Origin of the sequence: Lysinibacillus sp. FSL K6-4013, assembly GCF_038630435.1 — a bacterium.
In the GTDB taxonomy this organism is placed as follows: domain Bacteria; phylum Bacillota; class Bacilli; order Bacillales_A; family Planococcaceae; genus Lysinibacillus; species Lysinibacillus boronitolerans.
In genome coordinates this window covers 3,078,418-3,096,202 of the sequence record NZ_CP152031.1, presented here as the reverse complement: position 1 = coordinate 3,096,202, position 17,785 = coordinate 3,078,418, and the positions used below count along the sequence as shown (strand labels likewise).

At 37.5% G+C, this 17,785-nt stretch carries 17 protein-coding genes; 16 read left to right on the top strand and 1 reads right to left on the bottom strand.

The window, feature by feature from the left end:
• Nucleotides 1-4: 4 nt before the first annotated feature.
• A complete protein-coding gene (locus tag MHB39_RS15340; protein ID WP_004227145.1) occupies nt 5-1,390 on the bottom strand; it encodes a glycine--tRNA ligase in 1,386 nt (461 codons plus the stop codon).
• A gap of 427 nt (nt 1,391-1,817) precedes the next feature.
• Between MHB39_RS15340 and MHB39_RS15335 the strand changes: the two genes are divergently transcribed.
• From MHB39_RS15335 to MHB39_RS15260, 16 genes are all read left to right on the top strand, one after another.
• Nucleotides 1,818-2,450, top strand: coding sequence for a helix-turn-helix transcriptional regulator (locus tag MHB39_RS15335; RefSeq protein ID WP_004227151.1), 633 nt, complete (start codon nt 1,818-1,820; stop codon nt 2,448-2,450).
• Between the two features lie 15 nt (nt 2,451-2,465).
• Nucleotides 2,466-3,278 carry a pyruvate, water dikinase regulatory protein gene (locus MHB39_RS15330; RefSeq protein ID WP_004227157.1) on the top strand — a complete coding sequence of 271 codons (813 nt, stop codon included), beginning with the start codon at nt 2,466-2,468 and terminating at the stop codon, nt 3,276-3,278.
• A gap of 206 nt (nt 3,279-3,484) precedes the next feature.
• Nucleotides 3,485-5,317: a DNA primase gene (gene dnaG / locus MHB39_RS15325; protein ID WP_305193083.1), complete on the top strand. Its 1,833-nt coding sequence runs from the start codon at nt 3,485-3,487 to the stop codon at nt 5,315-5,317.
• 32 nt (nt 5,318-5,349) lie between these two features.
• Nucleotides 5,350-6,477 (top strand): RNA polymerase sigma factor RpoD, encoded by a 1,128-nt coding sequence (rpoD, locus tag MHB39_RS15320; protein WP_004227165.1) that lies wholly within the window; start codon nt 5,350-5,352, stop codon nt 6,475-6,477.
• Nucleotides 6,478-6,722: 245 nt separating this feature from the next.
• Nucleotides 6,723-7,289 carry a hypothetical protein gene (locus tag MHB39_RS15315; protein ID WP_004227167.1) on the top strand — a complete coding sequence of 189 codons (567 nt, stop codon included), beginning with the start codon at nt 6,723-6,725 and terminating at the stop codon, nt 7,287-7,289.
• Nucleotides 7,290-7,752: 463 nt separating this feature from the next.
• Nucleotides 7,753-8,115, top strand: a complete 363-nt coding sequence (cccA, locus tag MHB39_RS15310) for a cytochrome c550 (protein ID WP_312126506.1) — start codon at nt 7,753-7,755, stop codon at nt 8,113-8,115.
• 164 nt (nt 8,116-8,279) lie between these two features.
• Nucleotides 8,280-8,972: a tRNA (adenine(22)-N(1))-methyltransferase TrmK gene (locus MHB39_RS15305; protein ID WP_036076227.1), complete on the top strand. Its 693-nt coding sequence runs from the start codon at nt 8,280-8,282 to the stop codon at nt 8,970-8,972.
• Nucleotide 8,973: 1 nt separating this feature from the next.
• Nucleotides 8,974-10,095 (top strand): Nif3-like dinuclear metal center hexameric protein, encoded by a 1,122-nt coding sequence (locus MHB39_RS15300; protein ID WP_342544434.1) that lies wholly within the window; start codon nt 8,974-8,976, stop codon nt 10,093-10,095.
• Nucleotides 10,096-10,109: 14 nt separating this feature from the next.
• A complete protein-coding gene (locus MHB39_RS15295; RefSeq protein WP_048392200.1) occupies nt 10,110-10,334 on the top strand; it encodes a hypothetical protein in 225 nt (74 codons plus the stop codon).
• Nucleotides 10,335-10,447: 113 nt separating this feature from the next.
• Nucleotides 10,448-10,696 carry a DUF2164 domain-containing protein gene (locus tag MHB39_RS15290; protein WP_004227180.1) on the top strand — a complete coding sequence of 83 codons (249 nt, stop codon included), beginning with the start codon at nt 10,448-10,450 and terminating at the stop codon, nt 10,694-10,696.
• Between the two features lie 214 nt (nt 10,697-10,910).
• Nucleotides 10,911-11,450 (top strand): NADPH-dependent FMN reductase, encoded by a 540-nt coding sequence (locus MHB39_RS15285; RefSeq protein WP_004227183.1) that lies wholly within the window; start codon nt 10,911-10,913, stop codon nt 11,448-11,450.
• 225 nt (nt 11,451-11,675) lie between these two features.
• Nucleotides 11,676-12,221, top strand: a complete 546-nt coding sequence (locus MHB39_RS15280) for an XRE family transcriptional regulator (protein WP_036218593.1) — start codon at nt 11,676-11,678, stop codon at nt 12,219-12,221.
• Nucleotides 12,222-12,245: 24 nt separating this feature from the next.
• A complete protein-coding gene (locus tag MHB39_RS15275; RefSeq protein ID WP_342544426.1) occupies nt 12,246-14,288 on the top strand; it encodes a hydantoinase/oxoprolinase family protein in 2,043 nt (680 codons plus the stop codon).
• Entirely contained in the window at nt 14,288-16,042 is a 1,755-nt protein-coding gene (locus MHB39_RS15270) for a hydantoinase B/oxoprolinase family protein (RefSeq protein ID WP_004227191.1), read from the top strand. Before MHB39_RS15275 ends, MHB39_RS15270 begins: the two co-directional genes overlap by 1 nt.
• A gap of 2 nt (nt 16,043-16,044) precedes the next feature.
• A complete protein-coding gene (locus tag MHB39_RS15265) occupies nt 16,045-16,362 on the top strand; it encodes a cupin domain-containing protein (RefSeq protein WP_004227194.1) in 318 nt (105 codons plus the stop codon).
• A gap of 58 nt (nt 16,363-16,420) precedes the next feature.
• Nucleotides 16,421-17,746, top strand: coding sequence for a cytosine permease (locus MHB39_RS15260; RefSeq protein ID WP_004227197.1), 1,326 nt, complete (start codon nt 16,421-16,423; stop codon nt 17,744-17,746).
• Nucleotides 17,747-17,785 lie beyond the last annotated feature (39 nt).

The window sequence follows — 17,785 nt, the reverse complement described above, 5'->3', positions numbered from 1 at the left end:
GTGATTAGAATTGTAGGTGTTTTTCAATATATGCTTTTACTTCAGCAATAGGCATACGAACTTGTGTCATAGAGTCACGATGACGTACTGTTACTTGGCCATCCTCTTTTGAATCAAAATCATATGTGATACAGAATGGTGTACCAATTTCATCTTGGCGACGGTAACGTTTACCAATTGATTGTGATTCATCAAAATCAACAGGGAAGGCTTTACGCAGTTCAGCCCAAACATCTGTAGCTTCATCAGATAATTTTTTAGAAAGTGGTAGCACAGCAGCTTTAAATGGAGCCAGAGCAGGGTGGAAACGTAAAACCGTACGTTTATCATCACCTTCTAATTCCTCTTCATCATAGGCATCACACAAGAAAGCTAATGTTACACGATCAGCTCCTAATGATGGTTCAATACAATAAGGAACATAACGTTCATTTGATACAGGATCAATGTAAGTGAAATCTTCACCAGAGTGCTCCATATGTTGTTTTAAGTCGTAATCTGTACGATCTGCTACACCCCAAAGCTCTCCCCAGCCAAATGGGAATTTGAATTCGATATCTGTTGTAGCGTTAGAGTAGTGAGATAGCTCATCATCCTCATGGTCACGAAGGCGCATCGAATCTTCTTTCATGCCTAGGTTTAGTAACCAATTTTTACAGAATTCTTTCCAATATGCATGCCATTCAAGGTCTTCACCAGGTTTACAGAAGAATTCAAGCTCCATTTGTTCGAATTCACGTGTACGGAATGTGAAGTTACCCGGTGTAATTTCGTTACGGAAAGATTTACCGATTTGTGCGATACCAAATGGTGTACGTTTACGCATAGAACGTTGAACGTTTTTAAAGTTCACGAAAATACCTTGTGCCGTTTCTGGGCGTAAATAAATTTCATTTGTAGAGGATTCCGTTACACCTTGGAATGTTTTAAACATGAGGTTGAATTGGCGAATATCTGTGAAATCAGCCTTTCCGCAATCAGGGCATACTACGTCATATTTAATCATTGTTTCTTTCATTTGGTCGAATGTCATACCATCAACAATGATTTCATCGCCTTTCGCTAATGCAGCGTCTTCGATAATTTTATCTGCACGGTGGCGGGCCTTACATGATTTACAGTCGATCATTGGGTCATTGAAGTTTCCTACGTGACCAGAAGCAACCCAAGCTTTTGGATTCATCAAAATAGCAGCATCAATACCTACATTATATTCAGATTCCTGAACAAACTTTTGCCACCATGCTTTTTTAATATTATTTTTTAATTCGACACCTAGTGGACCATAATCCCACGTGTTTGCTAAACCTCCGTAGATTTCAGAACCAGGGAAGACAAAGCCTCGATGCTTCGCTAAAGATACGATGGTTTCCATTGATTTGTTAGCCATAAAATAGCCTCCTTTAAATTTTTAATACGTTGTTTTAGCGGTAAAAACGCCATAGTTTTTTCATTCAGTTGCAACTAAATGAAAATAGCACCCGTCTCCGGGCACATTGTATGCCCAGGGACGAGTGCTAATACCCGCGGTTCCACCCTGATTGTTTTAAACGAGTAGTTTAAAACCTCTTTTCAAAAAGTTAGCTCAGGGAGTGCCTTTTCTCTGTTGCTGTGTAGACTTTCACCATCTTCTACTCGCTATAGAATGGAACAGATACTTTTTTCCCATCATCGCCTGTATAACGCAATTTGCTCGAAAATACAGATAGAGCAAGCGTATGTGTCAATATTGTAGCATGTAGTTCTTTAATTCGCAATAATTATTAAAATAGTATATAATAATTGAGCATAAGTATAACACTATTAGATTTGAGGCGGTGAGTCCAATCGAACTCAATAAACGTCAGGAAGACATATTACAAATTGTGAAAGAAAATGGCCCTATTACGGGGGAACATATTGCCGAACGTCTCAATCTGACAAGAGCAACTCTAAGACCGGATTTAGCAATCCTAACAATGGCAGGATTTCTGGATGCAAGACCAAGGGTTGGTTATTTTTATTCAGGTAAGAAGGCATCTGTTACATTAATAGATAGTATTCACAATTTAAAAGTGAAGGATTTTCATTCAGGGCCAGTAGTTGTCCCTGAAACAATGACGGTTTATGATGCAATTTGCTTTATGTTTTCAGAAGATGTTGGTACACTCTTTGTCGTAGATAAGAATGAGTTTTTGACAGGCGTACTATCTCGCAAAGATTTACTGCGTACAAGTATTGGCACGCAGGATTTAAATAAAATTCCAGTACATATTATTATGACGCGTATGCCAAATATTTCGTACTGTGAAAGATCAGATTCTTTAATTGTTGCAGCGAACAAACTTATTGAACGTGAGGTTGATTCACTACCAGTAGTTGAACCGCAAGAGGGTGGTTTAACGATTGTTGGTCGTCTTACAAAAACAACGATTACACGGGCTTTCTTATCTCTTGCACAAAATGTCTAAATGAAGGAGAGCTGCATGAAAAGACTACGCGTATTTGTTGTGTCTGATTCTGTTGGTGAAACTGGTGATCAAGTTGCAAAAGCGGTTATTAGCCAGTTCCGACCGGGTCTTGAAAATACTGTGATTCGTCGATTTCCACATATTCAATCAGAGGAGCTTATCCGTAAAATTGTTTTTCTTGCTTCGCAACAGCGAGCGTTTATTGTTTATACACTTGTTCGCCAAGAAATGCGTAAATTATTACATGATTTATGTGAACAAGAAAAAATTCAGGCTGTTGATATTTTAGGGCCAGCCTTACAATCAATGGCAGCTTTTATGGAAGAAAATCCATTAGAAACACCTGGCATTGTTCATCTGCTGGATGATGATTATTTCAAAAAAATTGAAGCGATTGAATTTGCGGTAAAATATGATGATGGTAGAGATCCACGAGGACTATTACAAGCTGATATCGTACTAGTTGGTGTATCAAGAACTTCTAAAACACCACTATCACAATATTTAGCCCATAAAAAATATAAAGTGGCGAATGTACCTTTAGTGCCAGAGGTAGAACCACCAGAAGAGCTATTACAGATAGACCCTAAAAAATGCTTTGGTTTAATTATTTCCCCTGAGAAGTTAAACTCAATCCGGAAAGAAAGGTTAATGTCTCTCGGCTTGAATGATGATGCTATCTATGCACAGCATGAAAGAATTCTTGATGAGATTCAGCATTTTGAAAAAATTGTCGGTAGAATAGGTTGTCAAGTTATCGATGTGACAAATAAAGCTGTTGAAGAGACAGCAAATACGATTATCGAACATATTTTGACCTGTAAATAAGGATAGAATTTTAAACCACCTCGGTTAGCAGAGGCGGTTTTTTTGAGTGGATTTTGAAAATGGTATAGATAAAAACTAATTTTTGTTTTATAATAATAAAATTGTGGTAAAAATATTTATAAGAGAAAAATCCTAATTTTTTGTCGAGAAATAAAGGAATTTTAAAACGAATAGCGAATTGTGTTTCTAGAACGCAAATATTAAAGATGGTGATGGATTTGGCAGGGAAGATTCCAGAAGAAGTAATTGAGCAGATTCGCACACAATCAGATATCGTTGATGTTATTAGTGAATACATGCAGCTTACTAAGCGTGGGCGAAATTGGTTTGGTCTCTGTCCATTTCATGGAGAGCAAACACCGTCTTTTTCTGTATCTACAGACAAGCAAATTTTTCATTGCTTTGGTTGTGGTGCAGGGGGCAATGCCATTACTTTTGTAATGGATATTGAAGGCATTTCTTTTCCTGATGCAGTTGTGAAACTTGGGGAACGTGTTGGCATACACTTAGATGTTGAGCCAAGTTTCCCTGGAGGAACGAAAAAGATATCTAAAGCGGAAGAAAGGATGAAAGAAGCACACGCTTTTGCAGCAGATTTTTTTCATCATTTACTGTTGAATACAGAAGATGGTGAAGAACCTTTAAATTATTTGCTAGAAAGAGGATTTACAAGGGAACTTATCGAATCTAATAACATTGGTTGGTCTCTCCCAAGCTTTGATGCATTAACAATATTGCTTGAAAGAAAAGGTTATAACTTACAAGAAATTGCCGAAAGTGGCTTAATCATCAAAAGAGAGGGAGAAGAGCGTTATTTTGATCGTTTTAGAGGACGTATCATGTTTCCTATTCGAGATGAGAATGGTAAAATTATTGCCTTCTCAGGACGTATCCTTTCATCCAATGGTGAGGAAGCAAAATATTTAAATAGTCCAGAATCACCAATTTTCCAAAAAAGTGAAGTGCTGTATAACCTAGATAAAGCACGAACTTCTATCAGAAAAAATCGTCAAATAGTATTGATGGAAGGATTTATGGACGTTTTAGCAGCCAACTCTGTAGGTGTAATGAATGTTGTTGCGACAATGGGTACTTCGTTAACAAATCAGCATATCACAAAGCTAAAGCGCTTAGTAGAGCAAATTACGATTTGCTATGATGGTGATAATGCTGGATTTGATGCAGCGAAACGAGCGGCGCAGCTACTGCATACAGAGCGAATGAAAGTCGATATTGCCGTGTTGCCAGAAAAATTAGATCCTGATGAATACATTCACACTTTAGGTGGACAAGCATTTAAGGAACAAATTTTGGAAAAACCTCATGCGTATATTGCTTTTATGATGATGCATGCTAGACGCAATAAGAACTTTCAATTTGAAAATGATACGCTTCAATATATTCAAGAAGTTCTTGAGCAGCTAGTGGGAAGATCTTCACCAGTTGAACGAGATTTGTATATACGACAGCTATCAAATGAAACAAATATTTCGGAAGAAGCCATTTATGCCCAATTCCGAAAACTGGAGGCTAATCAGGTACGTTCTGCTAAAGTAGAAATGCCTACACAGATACCTTCAATGCCAGTCACGCAACAACAAAAGCCTATGGACGCAGCCGAACGTGCCGAACGTTTATTACTGGCTCATATGCTTCATAATATAGATGTAGTGGACAGGGTATTACGTAGTGAGCAAAAAGAGCCATTTGTACGAGATGCCTATATGGCAGTTTTTGTTCGCTTAGTTGGATTTTATGAGGAGTATGGTCATCCTGATTATCAACGTTTTGTGGAAATTTTGGATGACGCTGAATTACGGAAAATTGTCATGGAAGCGGCTTTAGTTGAGCGAGATCCTGATCAAGCAGAGGCAGAGGTTATGGACTCCATCCGTCAGCTTCAAAAATATAGAATTGAGCAAGAAATTTATCAAAAGATGCATGAGTCAAAGGAAGCGGAGAAGATGCATGAGTATGCACGTGCACTTGAAATCGCCCAACAGATTATTCATTTAAGAAAATCGTTATCGGCGATTTAACCCGATTCGGTTGTTTAGAAGGAGGAAGGTTTATGGCGGACAAGTCAGAACGTTCAAAAGAGATAGAAGTAGAAATTACATTAGATGATGCAAAAAAATTCCTACAAGAAAAAGCAAAAACAGAGGGTGAAATTTCAATGAAAGAAATTTCAGAGAAACTAACACCTTATGAATTGGAAAACGAAGAAATTTTCCATTTTGCTGAGGATCTTGAAAAGCATAAAGATATTCAAATCATTGGAAAAGAAGAATTTGAAGAAGAAAGTCTAATGAAAGAAGAAGCGAACGAAGAAACTTTCGACTTAAATGATTTGAGTGTGCCACCAGGTGTTAAAATCAATGACCCTGTACGTATGTATTTAAAAGAAATCGGCCGAGTAGATTTATTATCTGCTGAGCAAGAAATTGCACTTGCTGAACGTATTGAGCAAGGGGACGAGGAAGCGCGTAAACGCCTTGCGGAAGCGAACTTACGTCTAGTTGTATCGATTGCAAAACGCTATGTTGGTCGTGGAATGCTATTCCTTGATTTAATTCAAGAAGGAAATATGGGTCTTATTAAGGCTGTTGAAAAATTCGATTATCGTAAAGGATTTAAGTTCTCGACTTACGCTACATGGTGGATTCGTCAGGCGATTACACGCGCAATCGCTGACCAAGCGCGTACGATTCGTATTCCTGTTCATATGGTCGAAACCATTAATAAATTAATACGTGTACAACGTCAACTTTTACAAGATTTAGGTCGTGAGCCTTCTCCAGAAGAAATTGGAGAAGAAATGGATTTAACACCTGAAAAAGTACGTGAAATTTTAAAAATTGCACAAGAACCAGTATCTCTTGAAACACCAATTGGAGAAGAAGATGATTCCCATTTAGGAGACTTTATCGAGGACTCAGAAGCACAATCTCCTTCCGACCATGCAGCCTATGAACTGTTAAAAGAACAATTAGAAGATGTACTAGATACGTTAACAGACCGTGAGGAAAACGTACTTCGTTTACGTTTTGGGTTAGACGATGGTCGCACACGTACATTAGAAGAGGTTGGGAAAGTCTTTGGCGTAACGCGTGAACGTATTCGTCAAATCGAGGCGAAAGCACTAAGAAAATTACGCCATCCTTCTCGTAGTAAACGTTTAAAAGACTTCTTAGAATAAAATTTAAAATAGCTGGAGCTATCCAAGTAGTGAGAAAATGACTAATTGGTATAGCTCCTTTTTTATAGAATTGAAAAGTCAACAAAAAGAAATTAGCCCTGCTATTCACCTATCGATGCTATGCAATCATAGATAATTAGAATGAGGGAAATGCTAGATTTGCGACTTTATACAGATGTGTTTTCAAATAGTGTGAGATAAAATTGTAATACAACCATTATTAAGCAATGTTTGGAGCTAACACTATGACAAATCCTCGCAAAAAAATAATCCTTAATGAAATTTTGTTTTGGAAGCAAAATAAACTTTTACCTGAGCACTATTGTGACTTTTTAGCAGCTCTTTATACGGAGGGGGCTGACATAGAGGAGTTAGAACCAGTGCAACATCCTAAACAAGCGGTCTTGCCATCAGAAAAAAGAAAAATGATCCTATTGGTAGTAGGTCTATGTATCGCCATAATGGCTGTTTTGGCACTCTATTTTACAATGCAATCTTTAACATTGATTTTTACAGTAATCGTGGGAGTAGGCGCATGCATCCTATTTATTGCTGCGTGGCAAATGGCTCGAAAAAAACATCTACTAGCTCCCATTTTTCATGTACTAGCGGCCATCCTGTTATTTAGTATGTCGATCCGCATTTGTACTACATATTTTAGTGGAAATAATACGGTTTTATTTTGCTTGATTGCAGCAAATTGTGTCATTTGGCTGTTGTCAGGTATTAAAATGAAACTTCTATATTTCACAGTCTCAGGTGCTTTAGGATTAATAGCACTAGTTGGGTACTATATCATAAATTTATCCTGATTTAGCAAATGGTATTTCTATCGATGTACAAGGAACTCCATCTACTAAATCAGGTTAGAAACTTAATTGAACTTTAGTGTTTATATAAAACCATAATTTGTGACAATTTATCTATAATAGGGTCAGTATCATGTTAAAGTTTTTACCGTCAGAAGATTCAAAATCTGTACGCTAATTAAAAACGTACAGATTTTTTAATTTTGGGTATATGAATGAGTGAAAAGGGTATGATAACAGCATAAATATAATGAAAAAGAAATTGTATAAAAGGATAAATTTGACCAATTTTGGATGTTGGCAAGACATATTTTATCCAATAGATACAGAAATGTCGAATTTGTTACAAACAAAGGAAAACTTAGCGAATAGGGCTTTTCGTTTCTTTGTTAATGAAGTACAATATTAGATGTTGACTGATTCTATATTATAATAGAAGTAGACTTAAAATGAGGAGGGGAAACTTATGAAAAACAATCCAGTCGTTCCTTACATCTTAATTCTGGCATTTGGTATTGGTCTTATTTTCTTCATGTCTTTACAAGGTGCAGATAACAAGAAAGAAATTGCTGCTGAACATGAGGGTGGTGGCGAAACTACTACAGAAACAACAGATGCAGAAGCTGATGGTTCAGCACTAGTACAATCTTGTATCGGTTGTCATGGTGGTGACTTAACTGGTAGTATGGGTCCAAATCTACATGGCTTAGATGAAGCACGTATCGTAGAAGTTTTAACAAAGGGTATCGAAGGTACTCCAATGCAACCAAACATGAAAACTGAAGAGGAAGCAAAAGCAATCGCTGAATACATTTCTACTTTAGAATAGTAAAACTGACAAGTAGCTGTACTGAAATAGTACAGCTACTTTTTAGATTTAAGCATCATGAAGATGGGGTTGTCCACATAGAAATGTGAGACAACTCCATTTGTTTTTTTTCACGACATCATCCATACTATTAATGGACTCTATTGAAGATAGGCGGTATAAAAATGAACGCACAAAAACTTTCAAAGCGATTAGAAGCAGTAGCGAAATTTGTTCCTACAGGAGCAGTCATGGCGGATATTGGTAGTGACCATGCCTATCTACCATGCTATTTAATTCACAAAGGGACTGCCTCCTATGCCATAGCAGGGGAAGTTGTAAAAGGACCCTATGAATCAGCGGTAGGACAGGTACAGAAGGAAAGCTTAACTGAAAAAATTACAGTACGCCTTGCAGACGGATTAGCAGCGATCGAAGAAGCTGACCATGTGGATACGGTGACAATAGCTGGCATGGGTGGACCATTAATTGTTTCCATTCTAGAGAAGCATCCAGAAAAGCTTCAAGGTGTCACACGTCTAATCCTACAGCCAAATATTCACGCCAAGGTTATCCGTGAGTGGGCTTTAGCACATCAATGGGCGATTCTTGATGAAGAGATTTTAGAGGAAGATGATAAAATCTATGAAATCCTTGTGTTACAAAGAGGGCAAATGGAGCTCTCTACAGCAGAGATTTTGTTTGGACCTAAGCTAAGCCTGCGTAAATCACCAGCATTTACGAAAAAATGGTTGCGTGAAAAAGACAATTGGCAACGTGTACTACAATCCATTGAAGGAGCAGAACAAACACCTGAAATTGAAGAAAAACGTGCAGAGTTAACGGCTCTGATACGTTTAGTAGAAGGAGTTTTGTAAGATGAAAACGGTAAATGGCCAAGAAGTTATTCAAGTGTTCGAAACATGGTCACCCAAAAAACTAGCTTGTATGGACAATGATCCAATTGGACTAGCGATAGGGACCCTCAACAAACCAGTAAGTAAAGTATTGGTGACGTTAGATGTCAATGAAGCCGTGGCAAATGAGGCAATAGAAAAAGGCTGTGAGCTGATTATCGCACATCATCCACCAATCTTTAGACGCCTAGCGAATATCCGCACAGATCATCCAGCAGGGCGCTTATATGAAAAGCTCATTAAACACGATATTGCTGTATATGCCGCTCATACAAATTTAGATGTAGCCGAAGGTGGGGTAAATGATTTATTAGCAGATGCCCTACAGCTAAAAAACCGTTCTATATTAGAAGAAACGTATGCAGAGAATTTATTGAAGCTAGCAGTCTTTATACCAACTGCTAATGCACAAGCATTACGTGAGGCGCTTGCAAATGCTGGGGCGGGTCGTATTGGCGATTATGAAGCATGTAGTTATACAACGACTGGAGAAGGTCGGTTCCGTGCATTAGCAGGAGCGAATCCGTTCGTAGGCTCTGTTGGCGAATTACATGTGGAGGAAGAAGTAAAGGTAGAAGTTGTTTTTCCTGAATCCATTAAAGGCCGCGTGTTAAAGGCCATGCTTACTAGTCATCCTTATGAGGAGCCTGCCTATGATGTGATACGTCTTGAGCAGCAAACAAATGTGATGGGATTAGGGCGTGTAGGTTACTTAACAAAGGAAATGACGTTACAGCAATTTGCTGAATTCGTTAAACAGCAACTAGATGTGCCAGCTGTGCGTGTAGTGGGTGATTTACAATCGAAGGTCAGCAAGGTTGCGCTTGTTGGTGGAGATGGTAATAAATATATCTATGCGGCAAAACGTGCAGGAGCTGATGTTTTCTTGACAGGCGATATGTACTTCCATACAGCTCAGGACGCACAAGCGATTGATCTGCAAATAGTAGATCCTGGTCATCATGTAGAAAAGGTAATGATTGCAGGAGTAGCAAAAAAAATGGCTGAACTATGTGAGGATAAAAAATACTTGGTTGAATTCATCCAATCAACGATCCATACGGAACCATTTTTATTTATATAAGTGAGGGAACAAATATGGCTAATGAAAGACCAGCTGGTAATAAAGCCGGCAAGCTATGGATCATGATTGGTTTATTCATCGTTGTTTTTGGTATTGGTATGACGGTGATGACCAATATGGTCAATGATAAGAAAATCGATGCAATGACACAGCAATGTGAAGATGATGGTGGACAAGCAATTGTAGCAAAGGAGAAAAACTTTTTATCCACTAGCTACTCATTTGAATGTAAACAATGAGATGGAGGCTGAACGCTAGCAGTACTAGTGTTTCAGCCTTTTTGAATGCAAGAAATCTATAAACAGTGATAAGATGAAGAAAAAATTGATTAACAGAAGTGGAGAGAGTTGTCTTGTTTATTCGTTTATCTAAAGATCAGCAGGAAATAATTCTTGCTGATATCCAACGGTTTTTTTATAATCAGCGTGATGAAGACATTAGTGAATTTGAAGCTGAACGTATGTTAGATTTTATCAAGGAGCATATTGCCCCCTATATTTATAATGCTGCCTTGTCAGATGCCAAATATGTTGTGGAAAGACAATACGCCTCTATTGAAGAGGAATTAGAGGCATTGGAGCAGCCCATTAAAATAAAATAATCCTCCTTTTCCCTCTAGTTCAAATATTTGACAGGTAAGAATGGTTGATGATACCTTAATCTTGAATTAGAGATAATTCAATTCTAACTATTCAGAGCTAATTATCAGGTGATGAATAAAGGGATATTTCCCTGACCAAAATGGTTACGAGTGGCGAACACGTACGAAGAACCGTGATGGAGTCACAAGAATGGATGATAAGAGGAGGCGTCATATGTTAAAAATCGGTATTATTTTAGGAAGTACGCGAGAAGGTCGTGTAAGCCCACAAGTTGGAACTTGGGTAAAGGAAGTTGCGGAAAAACGTCGTGATGCGGAATATGAAATAATTGATATCGCTGAATTTAAATTACCATTTTTAGGTGAACCAGGTGGAGATACTTCTGGGGTAGCGACATGGTCAGAAAAAATAGCAGCTTGTGACGGCTTTGTCTTTATTGTTGCGGAGTACAATCACTCCATTACAGGTGCATTAAAAAATGCATTAGATTATTTACGTGTGGAATGGAACAATAAAGCTGCTGGTATCGTCTCTTATGGTTCTGTTGGAGGAGCGCGTGCAGCAGAGCATCTACGAGGAATTCTCGGAGAATTGCTAGTTGCTGATGTTCGAGTGCATCCAGCATTATCATTATTTACTGATTTTGAAAACGGCTCTGTCTTTAAACCAAAAGAGGTGCAAGCAGATTCTGTTCATCAAATGTTAGATCAGCTTGTACCATGGTCAACGGCTTTGAAAACAATTCGATCATAATTTCATAGTAATATGCACTTTTTATATGCATATTGTTTTTTTGCTTAAATGTGTTAATAAAATTACTCTACTCCATTCACTAGTACGGTGAATGGGGCTTTTTTATTTTTGTGAAAATAATAAAATTAAAAATATTCTTTTAATTCGGAAAATAATATGATACTATTAAAAAAAATATGGTTATACTTCAAAAAATACAGTGTAATCAAAAAAAGAGGTGGCAATTTGGAAGATATTCATCAAACCATAAAAAAAACAAGAATTGATCAAGGCATGACATTAAAGAATTTAAGTGAAAAAACAAACTTATCGATTAGTTTTCTTTCACAAATAGAAAGGGGGTCATCTTCACTGGCTATTACATCTCTAAAAAAAATAGCTGATGCATTTGGAGTTCCGATCACCTACTTTTTCGAGTCCGATTCAAATAATACGTATGTCGTAAAAGAAACTGATCGCAAACCATTTAAATTAGAAGCATCTTCGATAGAATATACGCGACTTAATGGACATTTTAACGGAAGAAATCTTGAACCGTTGCTTGTGAAGCTGGCCCCAGGTCAAATGGACAAAAATCAAGAATCGAGTCATCCAGGGGAAGAGTTTTATTACGTATTAAAGGGTGCTGTCCTATTTAAGGTTGATGGGCAAGAATATTTTCTTAGAGAAGGTGAAACAATTCATTATCCTTCTGAAGTTCCACATTCATGGGAAAATCCTTTGAATGAAGAGAGTATTGTTTTAAGTGTGTTAACGCCAGTTATTTTCTAAAAAAAGGAAGGTTGGGTGAATGGAATGAGAGTCGCAACAGATATTGGGGGTACATTTACAGATTTAGTGTATGTTGATGAACATGGAAATTTCGGCTATGAAAAAAGTAATACAACTCCTCCAAATTTTGAACAAGGAGTCATTGATGTTATTAAGAAAAGTGGAGTGGATCAACAGCATTTAGAAATGTTTATCCACGGCACAACGGTTATTATCAATGCTTTAACTGAGCGTAAAGGGGCAAAGACGGGTCTAATTACAACTAAGGGATTTAGGGATGTGTTGGAAATTGCTCGTGGAAATCGACCTGATTTATTTAATGTTAAGTATCAAAAACCACAGCCATTTGTAGAAAGGTATTTACGCAGAGAAGTAACTGAAAGACTTAATTATAAAGGACAAGTATTAGCAGCTCTGGAAATTAATGAACTAGAAGAAATAGTTGAATATTTTAAGAAGGAACAGGTTGAGGCCATTGCAATCTCTTTTTTACACTCCTATGTTAATAACGAGCATGAAAAAGCAGCTGTAGAAAAAATAAAGGAATTGTGGCCAGAAGTTCAGGTATCCGCTTCCAGTGAAATTACACAAGAGTGGCGTGAATATGAACGCACTAATACAGCGGTTTTAAATGCTTATGTACAACCAACTGCAACAACTTATATTGATCGACTTGAGCAAAAATTACAAGATACTATTGAAATAGAGCAAAGTTATATTATGCAGTCAAATGGTGGTACCACTAAATTTGATAATGCGAAGCGTTTACCAATTAATATGGTAGAATCAGGCCCAGTTGCTGGTATTTTAGGTGCAGCGGTACTCGGTGAATTACTAGGAGAAAAAAATATTATTGCTTTCGACATTGGTGGAACAACAGCAAAATGTTCATTGATTGAAAATGGCGAAGTAAAAGTTTCAACAGATTACTATATCGAAAAAGATACTCGACGTGCAGGTTATCCAATTAAAACACCAGTTGTTGATATTGTTGAGATTGGTAACGGTGGTGGTTCCATTGCATGGATTGATGGTGCAGGTTCATTAAAAGTAGGGCCTCAGTCAGCGGGTGCTCGACCAGGACCAGTTGCATATGGTCAAGGTGGAACAGAGCCGACTACAACGGATGCAAATTTATTAACTGGTAGATTATCACCGAAGAACTTTGATTACTCGGTGAATTTGAACAATGTAAAAAATGCGATTGAAGAAAAAATTGGGAAACATTTTCATATGTCTGCTGAAGAAGCTGCACTTGGAATTATTCGTATCGCCAATTCCAATATGTTAAATGCTCTAAAGTTGATTTCTATTCGTAAAGGTCATAACCCTCAAGACTTTACCTTGATTGCATTTGGTGGGGGAGGTTCGATGCACGCACCTGCTTTAGCTTTGGAATTAGGTGTTAAAAAGGTTATTATTCCAATTGCATCACCAGTGTTTTCCGCATGGGGGATGCTCATGACAGATTTACGTCATGATTATATTCAAACATACATTAAACGTATGAATAATCTTGATTTAACAAAAATGAATTCAATATGGGCAAATATTGAACATCAGGCATTCCAACATTTCCAAGAAGAAGGTATGGACAAAGATCATGTATTTTTCCAACGCTATGCAGATATGCGTTATCTAGGTCAGGAGCATACTGTGAAGGTACCTGTAGAGGGCGGTGAATGGAATCAACGAGTGTTAGATAAAGCGATTGCAGATTTTAATTTATTACATGAAAAGAATTTTACATTTAAACTACCAGAAGCGGAGACAGAAATCGTTAATATCCATGTGACGGCCTTTGGGAAGGTTGGTAAACCTAAATTAAAAACGATTGAGCGTCAAACTAGCTTACAAGATGCATTAATAGAACAACGCAATGTTTATTTTGAAAATGACGGCTGGGTGAGAACAAATATATATGATCGTGAGCTATTACCTATTGAAATGAAGATAAATGGTCCTGCTATTGTGGAAGAAAGAGCTGCAGCTACTGTAATCTATCATAATCAATCACTCTATATAGATGCTTATGGAAATATTGTCATTGAAAAGGAGGAAGCGTAATGACTGTAATCAATCCGCAAATTGATCCATTTACTTTAGAAATTGTGAAGGATGCATTGCTATCTGCTGGAGATGAAATGTTTGTAGCTTTAGCACGAACTTCAATGAGTCCCATTATTTATGAAGTATTAGATTATGCGAGTGGCTTAACAGATTCAGAAGGTAATTTATTAACTCAGGGTAATGGTGTGACAGGTTTTATCGGCATGCTCACTTTTATGGTAAAAGAAACGTTAAATAAATATCCAGGAGATAAATTAAAAGAGGGAGATATCATTATAATTAATGATCCCTATCAAGGCGGTGGTTCACACCTTTCAGATGTTGGACTCGTAATGCCAATTTTTTATAAAGGTCAATTAATTGCTTTTTCAGCTAATAAAGCTCATTGGACTGAAGTTGGAGGGAAAGATCCAGGTTCATTTACTAACGATTCTGTTGACATATTTCAAGAAGGGCTACAGTTTTCATGTATCAAACTTTATGACGAAGGTAAATTGAATGAAGCACTTGTTGAAATAATACGTTCAAATGTGCGGTTCCCAGATCTATCTTTAGGAGATATGTTTGCACAAGTTGCAGCTCTTCGAACAGGAGAAAAACGAGTAAGGGAATTGTGTGATAAATACACATTAGCTACCATATTGGCAGCAATTGAATATCATTTAGATCATGGCGAAGCAATGGCCAAGCAGGAGCTTGCTAGCTTACCTAAAGGAGAATTTTACGCAGAAGATTTTATTGATACGGATGGGATTGGTAACGGACCATTTCCAATAAAAGTGAAAGTGACAATATCAGACGATGAATTTATTTGTGATTTTAGGGGAAGTTCTCCTCAAGTACCTGGACCAATGAATTGTTCCTATACAGGTTTAGCATCAGCTGTACGTGCAATCTTCTTAGCTATTACAAATCCAGCGCAGGATGTAAATGATGGTGTGTTTAGACCACTAAAAATAATTGTTGATCCTCAATCAATTATGTCTGCGGAAAGACCAGTACCTGTGTCCAATTATTTTGAGACCTTGCTTGGCAGCTTAGATTTAGTATGGAAAGCCTTGGCACCGCATATACCGAGTCGATTAACTGCTGGTCAGTTTTTATCCGTTTGTGCTGTAACGTTAAGTGGTACACATCATGATACAGGAGAGCCATTTTTAATTGTTGAACCATCAGTAGGTGGATGGGGTGGTGGAAACGATGCTGATGGAGCCTCTGGTCAATTCTGTTTTTCGGATGGTGAGACGTATAATGTGCCAATTGAGGTAGCGGAAACTCGCTACGGTGTGTTAATTGATGAATATTGTTTAAGAGAAGATAGAAATGGAGCAGGGGCTGGAGAATACATTGGGGGTAAAGGAGTAATCAGATCCTATAGAGCCATGACGGACAATCAAGCAATAACAGTGACCTTTGGTAGGAATAAGTTTTTACCATGGGGGATTAACAATGGACATGAAGGTTCGCCGAATGAATTTTATGTAAAAAAAGCGAATGGCCAGGTAGATGGACCATTCGGGGTCTATCCAAGATATAAACTAGATAAAAATGATGTGGTTCAATTAATGACTGGCACGGGTGGAGGCTATGGAAATCCACTTAAACGTCCAGCGGAACAGGTAGCACATGATGTGAAAAATGGCTATTTTTCAAGAAAAGAAGCAGAAGCTATTTTTCATGTTCTTGTAGATGAGTCAGACTACAGCTTTGAAGAAATGCCAGAAAGAAATCTAGTAGTAAAGGGAGAATAACTATGATTATTAAAGAAGTATCACAGAAAGATATTGTTCAACAGAATCTATTTCAAGACAAATACAACGATAGCCAAATAAAGTTTGGCTTTGTCCAAATAAAACCAGGAGAGCGGTTACCATTAGAAGGGACAACTTCTCATTTAGAAAATGAGTACTCCTTTATTGTAAAAGGTACTTTAACTGGAGAATCCGGTGGGGAAAATTACCGAATTTCACAAGGAGAAGCTTCCTATATTCCTGCTGGAGAACCTCATTGGTGTAAAAATGATAGTGATGAAATGGTTGAACTTGTCTATGCGCTATTGGATATAAGATAAAGAGATTTAATAGAAAACAAGCTACAAATAAACACATACAGTAAGGGGGTTAAGTAAAATGAAAAATGAAGTCAAGACAGAAAAAACATCTATGCTTGGGAAAGATCCTGCATTAACACCAATACCAGAGAATGATCGTCAACATTGGATTACACCAACAATGATATTTGGTGGGCTTGAATTTACCATTCCTGTTTTAATGGTAGGAGCAAGTTTATCAGCTAGTTTCGGATTAGGTAAGATTTTTTTAATATTGATCATTGCTTTATTTGTTTTTCAATGGCTTGGTAATGCATTACAAGGATATATCGGTGCAAAAACAGGGCTACCTTCTTCAGTTATTGCCAAAACAAGCTTTGGAACGGTTCAAGCTAAGTTAATAGTTGGATTGACAATATTTATTGTTTCACTTGGCTGGTGGGCATTACAGACGGCTGTTGCTGGAAATGCCATTGCTGCTATGTTTGGGATTGACTATAAACATGACTGGTTAGCTTGGGCAATAGTCACGACAGTGGCAGGTCTTCTTTTTGCTGTACCTTCCATTATTGGCTATGGTTCAATGAAGTGGACAGATTATTTAGCTGTCCCATCGGGTTTATTGTTAATTGTTGGTGGTATTTATTTAGCATTAAAAAATACGGGCTGGCAGACAATTGCATCTTGGAGTCCTGAACCATCGATGACCATAATGGCAGCTATTAGCCTTGTAATTGGTGTCAATGTGTCACAATGGGTAATTGCTTCTGACTACACTCGTTACGCAAAGCCGACTTGGAAAGACAATTTTATTATTCCAAGTGGGATAGTTTTAATTGGATTCCCTCTATTTATTGTAGGAGCCATCATGTCTGTGGGTGTGGGAGATCCTGATATCGTGAATGTTATGATGAATTTAGGTTTTCCAGTTTGGGGTTTCCTCATCTTATGGTTAGCTACTTGGACATCTCAATTGGTTAACAATTATAGTATGGGATTAGCGTTAGCCAATGTTTTAAATGTGACATCAGGTAAGGGACGTGCGTTACTCACATTTATTGGTACAATAATTGCCATAATTATTGCTTTAATGGGCATTCTAGATTACTTTACAGACTTCCTATATTTAACGGCTTTGCTCTATCCAGCTATAGCAGGTGTTATGTTTGCTGACTTCTTTTTAATCCGTAAAAGACAATGGGTTGAAATAAAAGGATGGAATTGGATGGCTACGATTGCTGTCGTTGCAGCTGTTATGATTGGGTACTATTTCCAATATGTGAATCCAATGGGCTTACCTGCAGTACTATCTTTATTTGTTTCGATCGTTATTTATTTAATCGCAATGAAAGTAAAGAAACAAGTGGCCCCTGATCAATTTACAGGAAATAATCTATCGGATTAGGGATCAATCAAAGGATACTGGAGGATCATTTTTGATGGT

Coding starts and splice junctions, on each gene's coding strand:
- MHB39_RS15340 (WP_004227145.1), bottom strand. CDS start 1,390: ATGGCTAACAAATCAATGGAAACCATCGTATCTTTAGCGAAGCATCGA.
- MHB39_RS15330 (WP_004227157.1), top strand. CDS start 2,466: ATGAAAAGACTACGCGTATTTGTTGTGTCTGATTCTGTTGGTGAAACT.
- dnaG (WP_305193083.1), top strand. CDS start 3,485: ATGGTGATGGATTTGGCAGGGAAGATTCCAGAAGAAGTAATTGAGCAG.
- rpoD (WP_004227165.1), top strand. CDS start 5,350: ATGGCGGACAAGTCAGAACGTTCAAAAGAGATAGAAGTAGAAATTACA.
- MHB39_RS15315 (WP_004227167.1), top strand. CDS start 6,723: ATGACAAATCCTCGCAAAAAAATAATCCTTAATGAAATTTTGTTTTGG.
- cccA (WP_312126506.1), top strand. CDS start 7,753: ATGAAAAACAATCCAGTCGTTCCTTACATCTTAATTCTGGCATTTGGT.
- MHB39_RS15305 (WP_036076227.1), top strand. CDS start 8,280: ATGAACGCACAAAAACTTTCAAAGCGATTAGAAGCAGTAGCGAAATTT.
- MHB39_RS15300 (WP_342544434.1), top strand. CDS start 8,974: ATGAAAACGGTAAATGGCCAAGAAGTTATTCAAGTGTTCGAAACATGG.
- MHB39_RS15295 (WP_048392200.1), top strand. CDS start 10,110: ATGGCTAATGAAAGACCAGCTGGTAATAAAGCCGGCAAGCTATGGATC.
- MHB39_RS15285 (WP_004227183.1), top strand. CDS start 10,911: ATGTTAAAAATCGGTATTATTTTAGGAAGTACGCGAGAAGGTCGTGTA.
- MHB39_RS15275 (WP_342544426.1), top strand. CDS start 12,246: ATGAGAGTCGCAACAGATATTGGGGGTACATTTACAGATTTAGTGTAT.
- MHB39_RS15270 (WP_004227191.1), top strand. CDS start 14,288: ATGACTGTAATCAATCCGCAAATTGATCCATTTACTTTAGAAATTGTG.
- MHB39_RS15265 (WP_004227194.1), top strand. CDS start 16,045: ATGATTATTAAAGAAGTATCACAGAAAGATATTGTTCAACAGAATCTA.
- MHB39_RS15260 (WP_004227197.1), top strand. CDS start 16,421: ATGAAAAATGAAGTCAAGACAGAAAAAACATCTATGCTTGGGAAAGAT.